This window comes from Acinetobacter sp. NRRL B-65365, from assembly GCF_001605865.1.
GTDB lineage: Bacteria > Pseudomonadota > Gammaproteobacteria > Pseudomonadales > Moraxellaceae > Acinetobacter > Acinetobacter vivianii.
In genome coordinates this window covers 1-11,490 of the sequence record NZ_LRPD01000045.1, presented here as the reverse complement: position 1 = coordinate 11,490, position 11,490 = coordinate 1, and the positions used below count along the sequence as shown (strand labels likewise).

At 40.0% G+C, this 11,490-nt stretch carries 10 protein-coding genes; 6 read left to right on the top strand and 4 right to left on the bottom strand.

What is annotated here, in order from left to right:
* Window positions 1-31 precede the first annotated feature (31 nt).
* From AWW72_RS15020 to lpxA, 4 genes are read left to right on the top strand one after another with little or no spacing between them, the layout of a single operon-like run.
* Complete coding sequence (locus AWW72_RS15020) at window positions 32-532, top strand: OmpH/Skp family outer membrane protein (protein WP_004772009.1); 501 nt, start codon at window positions 32-34, stop codon at window positions 530-532.
* A 3-nt stretch (window positions 533-535) separates the two neighbouring features.
* Window positions 536-1,606: a UDP-3-O-(3-hydroxymyristoyl)glucosamine N-acyltransferase gene (gene lpxD, locus AWW72_RS15015; RefSeq protein WP_062847875.1), complete on the top strand. Its 1,071-nt coding sequence runs from the start codon at window positions 536-538 to the stop codon at window positions 1,604-1,606.
* 6 nt (window positions 1,607-1,612) lie between these two features.
* Window positions 1,613-2,098 carry a 3-hydroxyacyl-ACP dehydratase FabZ gene (gene fabZ / locus AWW72_RS15010; RefSeq protein ID WP_004772011.1) on the top strand — a complete coding sequence of 162 codons (486 nt, stop codon included), beginning with the start codon at window positions 1,613-1,615 and terminating at the stop codon, window positions 2,096-2,098.
* A complete protein-coding gene (lpxA, locus tag AWW72_RS15005; RefSeq protein ID WP_062847874.1) occupies window positions 2,095-2,883 on the top strand; it encodes an acyl-ACP--UDP-N-acetylglucosamine O-acyltransferase in 789 nt (262 codons plus the stop codon). Before fabZ ends, lpxA begins: the two co-directional genes overlap by 4 nt.
* A gap of 46 nt (window positions 2,884-2,929) precedes the next feature.
* Here lpxA and AWW72_RS15000 read toward each other — a convergent pair whose 3' ends face one another.
* Window positions 2,930-3,862 (bottom strand): AraC family transcriptional regulator, encoded by a 933-nt coding sequence (locus AWW72_RS15000; RefSeq protein WP_062847924.1) that lies wholly within the window; start codon window positions 3,860-3,862, stop codon window positions 2,930-2,932.
* Window positions 3,863-4,051: 189 nt separating this feature from the next.
* Here AWW72_RS15000 and AWW72_RS14995 point away from each other — a divergent pair, with 189 nt between their 5' ends.
* Both AWW72_RS14995 and gorA read left to right on the top strand, forming a co-directional pair.
* Complete coding sequence (locus AWW72_RS14995; protein ID WP_047427165.1) at window positions 4,052-5,296, top strand: alkane 1-monooxygenase; 1,245 nt, start codon at window positions 4,052-4,054, stop codon at window positions 5,294-5,296.
* Window positions 5,297-5,454: 158 nt separating this feature from the next.
* A complete protein-coding gene (gene gorA / locus AWW72_RS14990; RefSeq protein ID WP_062847873.1) occupies window positions 5,455-6,807 on the top strand; it encodes a glutathione-disulfide reductase in 1,353 nt (450 codons plus the stop codon).
* A gap of 74 nt (window positions 6,808-6,881) precedes the next feature.
* Here the strand turns inward: gorA and AWW72_RS14985 are convergent, their stop codons facing one another.
* From AWW72_RS14985 to AWW72_RS14975, 3 genes are all read right to left on the bottom strand, one after another.
* Complete coding sequence (locus AWW72_RS14985) at window positions 6,882-8,081, bottom strand: acyl-CoA dehydrogenase family protein (RefSeq protein ID WP_062847872.1); 1,200 nt, start codon at window positions 8,079-8,081, stop codon at window positions 6,882-6,884.
* 15 nt (window positions 8,082-8,096) lie between these two features.
* The gene (locus AWW72_RS14980) at window positions 8,097-9,383 is read right to left on the bottom strand and encodes an acyl-CoA dehydrogenase family protein (protein ID WP_171254736.1); all 1,287 of its coding nucleotides are present in this window, start codon (window positions 9,381-9,383) and stop codon (window positions 8,097-8,099) included.
* Window positions 9,384-9,771: 388 nt separating this feature from the next.
* Entirely contained in the window at window positions 9,772-11,184 is a 1,413-nt protein-coding gene (locus AWW72_RS14975) for a spinster family MFS transporter (protein ID WP_062847870.1), read from the bottom strand.
* Between the last annotated feature and the right edge of the window lie 306 nt (window positions 11,185-11,490).

The following is an 11,490-nucleotide window of genomic DNA, read 5'->3' as shown; positions in this document are numbered from 1 at the left end:
TAGCGCTGTAAGATATATAAAGGATGCAATAATGAAAACATTAACAAAGCTGATGTTGGGTTTGGGTTTAACGGTTTCCGCGACAGTAAACGCTGCTGGCTTGGCTGTAGTAGATTTGGCTAAAGTTGTAGAAAGCAGTACTTATCTCAAGCAACAAAATGCGAGCTTGAGCCAGTCGGTAAAACCGACTTCAACTCGTCTTGAGCAATTGGGTAAAGAGTTAGAGTCTTTGCAACAAAAAGCACAGACTGAAGGCCAGAAAATGAATCAGGCTGATATTCAAAAGTTAACCGCTCAATATCAGTCAAAACTGAGTGAATTCAACTCAACTCAGCAAGGTTTACAAACTAAAGTTCAGTCTAGTTTGCAGGCAATGAATACAACTTTTGAAACACGTGTGAAGCAAGCTGCTGAACAATTGCGTAAAGAGAACAACTTAGACTTCATTTTGAATAAAAATTCTACGATTGCCTCTGACGCTCAGTATGATTTAACTGATAAAATGATTCAAAAGGTTAATTCAATTAAATAATCAATGAATAGACGTACTTATCGTTTAGAAGAAATTGCTCACCTTGTAAAAGGTGAGTATTTCGGTGCACAAGATTTTCAGATCTCGGGCTTGGCAAGTTTAGAACATGCACAAGAAAATCAGATCTGTTTTGTGAATGGTGAAAAATATCTCGCGCAGGCAGAAGCAAGCCATGCGGGTGTATATATCGTCACAGCTTCACTTAAATCACAACTGATCAATAAACAAAATTTTATTGTTGTTGATAATCCTTATTTAGCTTTTGCGACTTTAACGCATTTATTTGAAAAAAAGATTACCCAACGTGGCATTGAAAGTACTGCCAAAATTCATCCATCTGCCATGATTGCCGATGATGTGTATATTGGACACTATGTTGTAATCGGTGAAAACTGTGTTGTTGGTAACAATACAATTATTCAGGCACATGCTTTTGTGGATGATGAAGTCGAAATTGGTAAAGACTGTTTTATTGATGCGCATGTGACGATTACAGGTGCTGCAAAACTGAAAGATCGTGTGCGTATCCACGCCAATACCGTCATTGGTACGGAAGGTTTTGGTTTTGCACCGTATCAGGGTAAGTGGCACCGTATTGTACAACTAGGCTCGGTTCGTATCGGAAATGATGTTCGAATTGGATCAAATTGTAGTATTGATCGTGGTGCACTGGATGACACCATTCTGGAAGATGGTGTCATTATTGATAACCTTGTGCAAGTTGCTCACAATGTGCACATTGGTGAAAATACAGCCATCGCTGCAAATTGTGGGATCGCAGGGAGTGCCCGGATTGGCAAAAACTGTATTCTAGGTGGTGCATCAGGGGTGGTTGGACACCTTACAATTGCAGATAATGTGACACTTACTGCAATGTCAATGGTCACAAGAAATATTTCTGAGGCTGGAACGTATTCTTCTGGTATGGGACTTTTTGAAAATAGTCACTGGAAAAAGACAATTGTACGTCTCAGACAATTAGCAGATGTGCCATTGACCCAAATCACTAAAAGGCTTGATCATATGCAAGCTCAATTAGAGTCCCTTGAATCAACCTTTAAGTTACGTAAATAATTTATTATGACTGAGTCTACATCTCCAGCATTTACGATGCCTGAATTACCAATGGATATTCTTACCATTCGTGAATATTTACCCCATCGTTATCCATTTTTATTAGTTGATCGCGTTACGGAAATAACTGAGAACAGTATTGTCGGTTATAAAAACGTCTCGATTAATGAAGAGTTTTTCCAAGGGCATTTCCCGACTTATCCAATTATGCCTGGCGTACTAATGATTGAAGCATTAGCGCAGGTTTCTGGAATCTTGGGTTTTGTCTTAACTAATCAAAAGCCGAAAGCAGGTTCATTGTTTTTATTTGCAGGCGCAGAAAAGATCAGATTTAAAAAACAAGTTGTTGCAGGTGACCAGCTTGTCTTAAAATCTGAACTTGTGATGCAAAAACGTGGCATTTACAAGTACAATTGTACTGCTAGCGTTGATGGCATTGTTGCTGCAACGGCAGAGATTATTATTTCACACCAGAAAATTGAGCAGACATGAGTAGTCAGAATTTAATACATCCCACAGCAATTATTGACCCGTCTGCAGAAATTGCAAATGATGTGCAAATTGGTCCGTATTGTGTTGTGGGTCCAAATGTAAGTATTGACTCTGGTACAAAATTACATTCACATGTTGTCATTGGTGGTTTTACGAGAATTGGTAAAAATAATGATATTTTCCAGTTCTCGAGTATTGGGGAAATTTGTCAGGATTTAAAATATCAAGGCGAAGAAACCTGGTTGGAAATCGGTGACCATAACTCGATTCGCGAGCATTGTACTTTGCATCGTGGCACGGTTCAGGATCACAGCCTGACCAAAATTGGTAGCCATAACCTGTTAATGGTCAATACGCATATTGCCCATGACTGTGTTATTGGTAACCATAATATTTTTGCTAATAATGTTGGTGTTGCAGGGCATGTCCATGTCGGCGATCATGTGATTGTCGGTGGTAATGCGGGTATTCATCAATTCTGCAAAATCGACTCATATAGCATGATCGGTGGTGCAGCGCTTATTCTTAAAGATGTACCTGCTTATATCATGGCCTCTGGTAATCCAGCGCGTGCTTATGGTATGAATATTGAAGGGATGCGTCGTAAAGGATGGTCTCGTGATACGATTCAGGGTTTACGAGAAGCTTACAAGCTGATCTATAAATCTGGTTTAACCACTGAACAGGCGATTGAACAGATTCGTAATGAAATTCTGGTCAAAACACCTGAGGCTCAGCTATTCATCGATTCATTGGAACAGTCCACACGTGGTATTGTGCGTTAATCGATAATGCAAAGCAAAAAAGACACGATAGTGTCTTTTTTTATGCTCAATTTTCTTCTTCTACAAATTGTTGTCGATATTGTTTAGGTGAATGCTCAAACGTGCGTTTAAAGGCTTGGCTAAAAGCAGTTTCTGAGGAGTAACCCACTTTATTGGCAATCTGTTGTATTGAGTGATTGCTTTTACGCAGATATTGACTTGCCAGACGCATGCGATGCTGTTGTAAATAGGCGAGAGGTGATTCGCCAATCACTTCGTGGAAGAGGCTGGCAAACTTGGAGCGTGACATACAGCATTGTTCTGCCAATGATTCAACCGTCCAGGCATCTTCGGGATGGTTATGGATGGCAGCTAGACTATTGCTGAGTTCTGGATGATTTAAGGCACTGAGCCAACCATGTTGAGTTGAGATTTGTTGAATATGATCTCGAATACATTTGATTAATAAGATATTCACGAGATGATCAATGATGATATCTCGGCCTGCCTGAATATTTTGTGTTTCTAAGGCAAGGAAATGTAAGCCAATTTGTAGCCATTCGGGCGCATTGGTATCTCCGTGCTGGAGATGAATAATCGGTGGTAAGGCCTGAATAAAAGGACGCGCCATAATGGTGTCAATCTGGCAGCGTACCGTCAGAATGAGATTTTTTTCGGATGACTGTGTGCCGAATTCGATGGCTTCTTCTTTATGACCATCGAACAATTTTGAAATATCAACGGCATCGACCAGTTTGGTAATCGCATTATCTGCACCTGTATGGGCTTTCCCAGAAGGAATCACCACAATTTCGCCCGCATGTGCAGTTAAACTATTTTGCGCATCAATTTGAATAAAAACAGAACCAACTAAAACAATATGAACAATTAAAGCAGTTTGATCTTGGCAGATAAAACTCCATTCTCCTTGAGTTTTCAAGTAGATATATTCAGTGTGATTTAAATGAATATCAGCAAATATTTTACTTAAAGCATCCATATGATTTTTTAACGATGTATTCATTTAAATTATAGAGAGCTGTGCCAATAACTCAATATGTGTTTATAGGACAAAAACAGGGAGGATGATGCCAAAGACTTTGACATAGCTTTTTTGGACGCTTGCAACTGTCATGAATTCCATAATTCCTCAAAATATACTTATATATACAAAGACATGGATTCGATGATGAATGCGCCAGTAAATGTTGAGCAAGAACTTACGCCAGTAAGCATTCCAAAGTCAAAAACTCAGTTGGATCGGAAACGTTATTTATGGGCCATTAGCCCAGCTTTACCTGTAATCGGAATTGGTATTTTGGCAGGTTATCAATTTGCACCACGCCCATTGAAAAAAATCTTTGCTTTAGGTGGTCCAATTGTTTTACACATTGTGATTCCAACAATTGATACGATTATTGGGAAAGACGCCAATAATCCAACCGATGAAGATATTAAGCTGTTAGAAAAAGACCCATATTATTCTCGATTGGTAAAAAGCTTTATTCCACTACAATATGCAGCCAATGTTTATGCATGTTATTTATCAAGCCGTAAAGAAACCTCTTTCATTGATAAGATTTTTCTTGGTATTTCAATGGGCGCAATTAATGGGATTGCCATTAATACTGCACATGAGCTAAGTCATAAATCTGATCGTATTGACCATATTCTTTCACATTTGGCGTTGGTACCAACAGGGTATAACCATTTCCGTGTTGAACATCCTTATGGTCACCATAAACGTGCTGCGACACCTGAAGATCCAGCATCTTCACAAATGGGTGAAACATTCTATGAGTTTTGGCCACGTACGGTCATTGGCTCTTTCAAATCAGCAATTGAAATTGAAACGACGCGTTTAAAACGTAAAGGCAAAGAGTTCTGGTCAAGGGACAATGAATTGCTACAAGGCTGGGGCATGAGTGCCGCGTTTCATGGCTCAATGGTCGGTCTGTTTGGTAAGGGCGTAATTCCTTATTTAGCAACTCAAGCGTTCTACGGCATTAGTTTATTTGAAATTATTAACTATATTGAACACTACGGCCTAAAACGTCAAAAAGACAAAAATGGCAAATATGAGCGCACCATGCCTGAGCATAGCTGGAACAATAATAATATTGTGACCAACTTATTCTTATATCAATTACAGCGCCATTCAGACCATCACGCTTATCCAACCCGTCCATTCCAGGCATTGCGTCATTTTGATGAAGCGCCAGAATTACCGAGTGGTTATGCAAGTATGTTATTACCTGCTCTGATTCCACCACTATGGTCAAAAATGATGGATAAGCGCGTCTTTGATCACTATAAAGGTGACTTGAATAAAGCCAATATTTATCCAAAACGTCGTGCCAAACTATTTAAGAAATTTGGTGTGGTTGACCAATCATTAAATGAAGTTTCTACAGAACAGGTAGCAACTGCATAATCCAAAAAACACTCTAAAAGCAGGGCACTGGTGAATCATCATCAGTGCCTTTTTATTTTCTTGTATTAAAACTTTAACCAAGTACAGATTTTGCATCTTCTTGCTGTATATCTATGTATAACTTAAGAATAATCTTATAAGCGATTTATGAGGCAAAGATGACAAAACATTATGATTATATTGCGATTGGTGCTGGTAGTGGTGGCATTGCATCAGTGAATCGTGCTGCCATGTACGGGAAAAAATGTGCCTTAATTGAGAAAGCTGAGATCGGTGGAACCTGTGTCAACGTGGGTTGCGTGCCTAAAAAAGTCATGTGGTATGCGGCCCATGTGGCTGAGGCCATCCATAAATATGGCCCAGATTATGGCTTTAACAGTAAAGTTGAATCTTTCGATTGGCAGACTTTAATTAAGAATAGACAGGCTTATATCGATCGTATTCATCAGTCCTATCAAAATAGCCTAAGCAAGAATCAAGTTGATTTAATTCATGGCGCGGCTCATTTTATTGATAAAAATACTATCGAAGTCAACGGTGAGAAATTCACAGCAGATCATATTCTGATTGCAACAGGGACACAGCCGTCATTACTAGATATTGAAGGGGCTGAATATGGTATTGATTCGAACGGTTTCTTTGAGCTTACAGCTTTACCTAAAACAACTGCCTTGATTGGTTCAGGCTATATCGCGGTTGAGTTGGCGGGTGTACTCAATGCTTTGGGTTCGCAAGTTGGATTGTTTATTCGTAAGGATTTACCCGTAAGACGCTTTGATTCATTTGTCAGTGAAACTTTGGTGGAGGTCATGCAAACCGATGGTATCAGCGTCCATACTCAAGCTGTACCAAAGAAAATCACAAAAAATGACGATGATTCTGTTACTTTACATTTAGAAAATGGCGAAACCTATACGGTTGATTGCTTAATCTGGGCAACGGGGCGAGAGCCAAATACTGCGAGTTTGAATCTGGATAAAGCCAATGTCCAACAGGATGAGCGAGGCTATATTCAAGTCGATAAATTCCAGAATACTTCACAGCAAGGCGTGTATGCGGTGGGTGATATTACTGGGAAAATGGAACTGACTCCGGTTGCTGTGGCTGCTGGGCGGAGACTCTCTGAGCGATTATTTAATCATAAACCAGATGAGCACTTAGATTATGGCAATATTCCCACCGTGGTATTTAGTCATCCGCCCATTGGTACAGTGGGGATTACTGAAAAAGAAGCCATTGAGCAATATGGGCAACAAGCGGTTAAAGTGTATAACTCATCCTTTACTGCGATGTACAGCGCCATTACGCAACATCGTCAGCCGACTAAAATGAAGCTAGTCTGTGTGGGTGAAAATGAAAAAATTGTCGGTATCCACGGTATCGGTTTTGGCATGGATGAGATTCTGCAAGGCTTTGCGGTGGCCTTGAAAATGGGTGCAACCAAGAAAGATTTTGATAATACCGTTGCCATTCATCCAACCTCAGCAGAAGAGTTTGTGACGATGAGATAAGGCATAATTTATTAAAATAGAAAGGACGTGCTGAACACGTCCTTTTTCTTCGCATTGAATAAGTAAAACAACAATTATTTCAATTCACTGGATGATTTACCCAATTCACGACGGGCAATGATCAATTGCTGGATCTGTTGTGTACCTTCAAAAATATCCAGAATTTTTGAGTCACGTGCCCATTTTTCCAGTAATTCATCTTCGCCATAACCGACACTGGCAGCCAGCTCGACACATTTTAGTGTAATTTCATTGCCAACCCGTCCAGCTTTCGCTTTGGCAATCGATGCTTCTTTTGAATTCGGCTTTTTATTGTCGGCCATCCACGTTGCTTTAATCATTAACAAACGGGCTGCTTCCCATTCGGCTTCCATTCGATAGATTTGCGCAGCTAAATTTGAAGTTTGTAAGTAGGGTGTTTTGTAGTCTGGATCAAGCTGATCTTTGAAGATTTCTTTAATTCGCTCTAACGAGGCTTTGGCACAACCAATTGCCATTGCTGCAACCAGTGGACGGGTATTGTCAAAGGTTTCCATCACGCCAGCAAAGCCTTTTGCCACGTCAATCTCAGGATTACCTAACAGATTGGCAGCAGGCACACGACAGTCAATAAAGCTAATCACCGCGGTGTCAGAGGCTTTAATTCCGAGTTTATGTTCCAGACGCTCAACCTTCATTCCAGATGTACCTTTGGGTACCACGAATGATTTAATGGCAGCACGACCTAACTTTTTATCTAATGTTGCCCACACCACCACCGAATCGGCACGTTCACCTGAAGTGACAAAGATTTTTTCACCATTCAGGATATAGTCATCGCCATCTTTGGTTGCCGTTGTGCGAATTGCTGCCGAATCAGAACCACAACCGGGTTCTGTGATCGCCATCGCGGCCCAAGTGCCTTTGAAACGTTCTAACTGCTCATCGTTGGCAACCGCTGCAATCGCAGAGTTACCTAAACCTTGACGAGGCATACTCAGCAACAAGCCTGTATCGCCGTAACACATTTCAATAATGCCCAGCGCTGCTGACATATTGCCACCATTTACAACGGTATCTGGGTTTACCGTGCCGCGTTTACTGGCATTGGCTGCACCGACACCTTCGCCACTTTCATTCATGCCATCTAGTAAGGCAGCAAGCATGTCCAGTTCTTTCGGGTAAGCATGTTCGGCTTTGTCATATTTACGGGAAATAGGTCGTAAAACATTCAGCGCAGTTTCGTGTGCCTGATCCACCAGCATTTTGAATTTTTTCGGATTTTGTAAGTTCATTATTGTTCTCCAAAATTAAGCGTGTAGGCCAGAATGCAGGATTGCAGTTGCACGAAGGTCGCGATACCAGCGTTCAACAGGATGCTCCTTGGTAAAGCCATGACCACCCAGAATTTGTACGCCATCCGTACCGATTTTCATTGATTTTTCAGCACAAAGCAGGCGAGCAAGATAAGCTTCACGATGGAACGGTTGTCCGGCTTCTGCCAAGCTTGCAGCATTGAGTACCAGCATACGCATGGCATCGATTTCAATTGCCATATCCGCAATCATGAAAGCTACACTTTGACGATGTGAAATAGGTTCACCAAAGGCTGTACGCTCATTGGCATATTTAATACAGTAGGCTTTGATGGCTTCACAGGTTCCAACGGCCATGGCACACCACATCAGATTGCCTAGATCGACAAAAGCGGTGTAATCAAAATCGCTGTCGCCTAAACGTAAAGCGGGAGTCTGGTTGAATTGGAGTGTTGCGGTTTCAGCAGCTTTTAAACCCATCGCTGGATTGGCTTTGATGGCAATAGTTTCATTGGATTGCACCACGAAAATATCAGGCTGACCGTTAAATTCTGCACTAACCAGAAAGACATCCGCGGTATCGCCTAAAATTACTAAGGTTTTTTCACCAGTAATATAGAATTGTCCATTGGCTTCTGTGGCTTTGGTCTTTAACTGAAATGGGTTAAATGCGGGTGTTGCTTCTTGGAAGGCAAAACTTGCGGTGACATCGGTATCTTCAGCAAATACAGGTAAATACATGGACTGAACTTGAGTAGATCCCCAACGGGTTATGGCATTGATCACGCTGAAAGTACTCAATAGACCCGCAGTCAGGCTGAAATCACCTTTTGCTAGATTTTCTGCAATCAGGATATTGCTAACAATATTTTTTTCTGCTGCAACGCCACCCAAGGCTTCTGGAAGTGCGTAGTAGTTTAAACCCAGATCGACCAGATGTTGCCAGAGTTGTTCTGGAAACTGCGCGTGGTGATCTGCATCGTGTGCCAGCGTATATAAGACCTCTTCTGCAAATTGTGACATCGCGTCAACGGTCATTTGCTGCTCTTCGGTCAGGCTGAGATCAAACAGATTTTTGTTGGTCTGATTCGGAAGACGTTGTTTATCAATGGGTTGAGGCTTAAATGCTTTTTGAGTTTTATTAAGTACCTTAAAGCCTGTTTTTGAACCTTGATATAATGATTTTTCTACAAATTTTCTTAATTTGAGTTGATCAAGTACTTCGCTTCCTGCGATTTTTGTGATCAAAGATAGCCCAAACCCTTGAGCCTTATTCATCATATTCGACATGGTTATATCCTGAAGGATGGTTGTAAAATTATGCTGACATGCTCCTGATCAAAAGACTATGTCTTGTTTGACATGCAGACTGGAGAAAGATAAAGGGTAAAATGCCTATTTAAATTTTTATAGGTTTTTGTTTTTTATGTATTTTAAAAAATATCAGAAAAATAATTTTTAAAAAAATTGACCAAAATGACAAAGTTTAAGTTTAGCTGATTGAAGGTTGGCAAAAGTTTTGGTCTAGAATAATTTAGTTAGATGGATTCGCCAGTCAAATTTTTTATTCAGATTTAGAAATATGTTATTCCAGATAGCGTTGTTATTTGAACACTTAGATTCAAGCCTTCCTTAAACTACAAATAAGAAAGGCCTGAAGTAGACTGTTTTAATTCAGTTTTTCAAGCAAGATGCTTTCCCGATAATATTTGCATCCCTTAAACAGCAAGAAAACACCAATTATTCCTGCAATCGCATTCACAATCGAAATGGAGTTTCCAACCATCAGTGTATTTTCAAAATATTTATCAGTTAATAACGCGACTGCTGTTGTGCCAACACCTAATGCAATTAGATTAGAGATAAGCAAAAATTTGGCTGAAACCTGAGCGCGTAATTGATTTGGAGTGAGCATTTGGGTGGCCGCTGCCGAGGCGGGAATTGGAAAAGTTGAGAAGAACATGGCGATAAAAATTAGGCCAAAGGATAGATACATATTGTCAACTTGAGTGAATAAAACACTTGGTAGTACAAGCGCGGCACAGCCGATCATACCTGCCCGAATGGCAGCATCGCTATATCCTTTTTTAGAAAAATAATCGATTAGCCATCCACAAAATAATGCACCTGCGGTATTGGCAATTAAAATGATACTCCCGAGGATATAACCTGTTTGGCTAGCATCTAAACCAAAGTGACGCATATAGAATGCAGGCGCCCAGCCCAGCAGTGAGTACAGCATCATGGTATAGAAAGAAAAACCAATAAAATGACAAAAGAAGGTTTTTTTGTGGGTTTTGATAAATGCAATGGAGTTTTTAAACGATGCCTGTATGACCTGTCCATTCTGATCCAGCTTTAAACCTTTACGTTTAGGTTCTTTCACAGTCAGAATCATGACTAAAGCCAGCAAAACACCTGGTAATCCTACGATGAAAAAGGTGAGTTGCCATGTTTTTAATTGTCCGATCACAGGCAAAACGACCATATCCACATTTTTTAACAGGCTTATCACATAACCGCCGATTAGAAAGGCCAGACCTGAGCCAATGAATGCCCCAATCGCATATAAACCTAAAGCACGCCCCAGTTTTTCCTTGGGGAATAGGTCTGTAACGATCGAATAAAATGCTGGTGATAAAGCGGCTTCGCCCGCACCGACACTTAATCGGGCAATAAACATCTGGATAAAGTTTTTACTCAAGCCACATGCTGCTGTAGCAAGACTCCAGAAGGCGATGCCTATAGAAATAATCTTGATTCGTGATTTTTTGTCTGCAAGCGCAGCAATCGGAATGCCCATAAATGCATAGAACAACGAAAAAGCTAATCCTTGTAATAAGCTGAACTGCGTATCAGTTAACATGAGATCTTGTTTAATCGGTTCGATCATCAAGGACAGAATCTGGCGATCTACAAAAGAAAGAATATAAGCCACCATACAGATCACAACGACATACCATTGATAGCCGAAGCTTTCTTGGGTATGAAGTTCTTGCTCTTTCTGTACCGTATGCTCGGGTGAGTGGTTGGTTTCATGCTCATTCCTGCCGAGCATATTTTCTAGGTTGTTATCATTCATTGTGCATCTTCCTGTGATGACTAGGATTTTTAATTGATACTTTTTTATTGAATTATTTATTTTTTGGTATCGTATATTTATTTATATAAAGTTTTAATTGATCAATCAATACACAATTAAAATAAAAGTGAAAATTAATTGGAAGAATAAAGAAAATGGATAAATATTTTATAAATAGGAACGTGGAAGAAATGGTTTTATACAAAATAGGACTTATTTATTAAAGGTTTATCGTGTAGTTGATGGGTTTAATATGTTTTTGTTATTATAAGTTTTAAAATAACTGTATTATGAATTGCGCTATAT

Excerpts from the sequence above, each read along its gene's own strand:
- AWW72_RS14995 (WP_047427165.1), top strand. The coding sequence starts at position 4,052 with ATGAATGCGCCAGTAAATGTTGAGCAAGAACTTACGCCAGTAAGCATT.
- lpxA (WP_062847874.1), top strand. The coding sequence starts at position 2,095 with ATGAGTAGTCAGAATTTAATACATCCCACAGCAATTATTGACCCGTCT.
- lpxD (WP_062847875.1), top strand. The coding sequence starts at position 536 with ATGAATAGACGTACTTATCGTTTAGAAGAAATTGCTCACCTTGTAAAA.
- AWW72_RS14975 (WP_062847870.1), bottom strand. The coding sequence starts at position 11,184 with ATGAATGATAACAACCTAGAAAATATGCTCGGCAGGAATGAGCATGAA.
- AWW72_RS14980 (WP_171254736.1), bottom strand. The coding sequence starts at position 9,383 with ATGATGAATAAGGCTCAAGGGTTTGGGCTATCTTTGATCACAAAAATC.
- AWW72_RS15000 (WP_062847924.1), bottom strand. The coding sequence starts at position 3,862 with ATGGATGCTTTAAGTAAAATATTTGCTGATATTCATTTAAATCACACT.
- fabZ (WP_004772011.1), top strand. The coding sequence starts at position 1,613 with ATGACTGAGTCTACATCTCCAGCATTTACGATGCCTGAATTACCAATG.
- AWW72_RS15020 (WP_004772009.1), top strand. The coding sequence starts at position 32 with ATGAAAACATTAACAAAGCTGATGTTGGGTTTGGGTTTAACGGTTTCC.
- AWW72_RS14985 (WP_062847872.1), bottom strand. The coding sequence starts at position 8,081 with ATGAACTTACAAAATCCGAAAAAATTCAAAATGCTGGTGGATCAGGCA.
- gorA (WP_062847873.1), top strand. The coding sequence starts at position 5,455 with ATGACAAAACATTATGATTATATTGCGATTGGTGCTGGTAGTGGTGGC.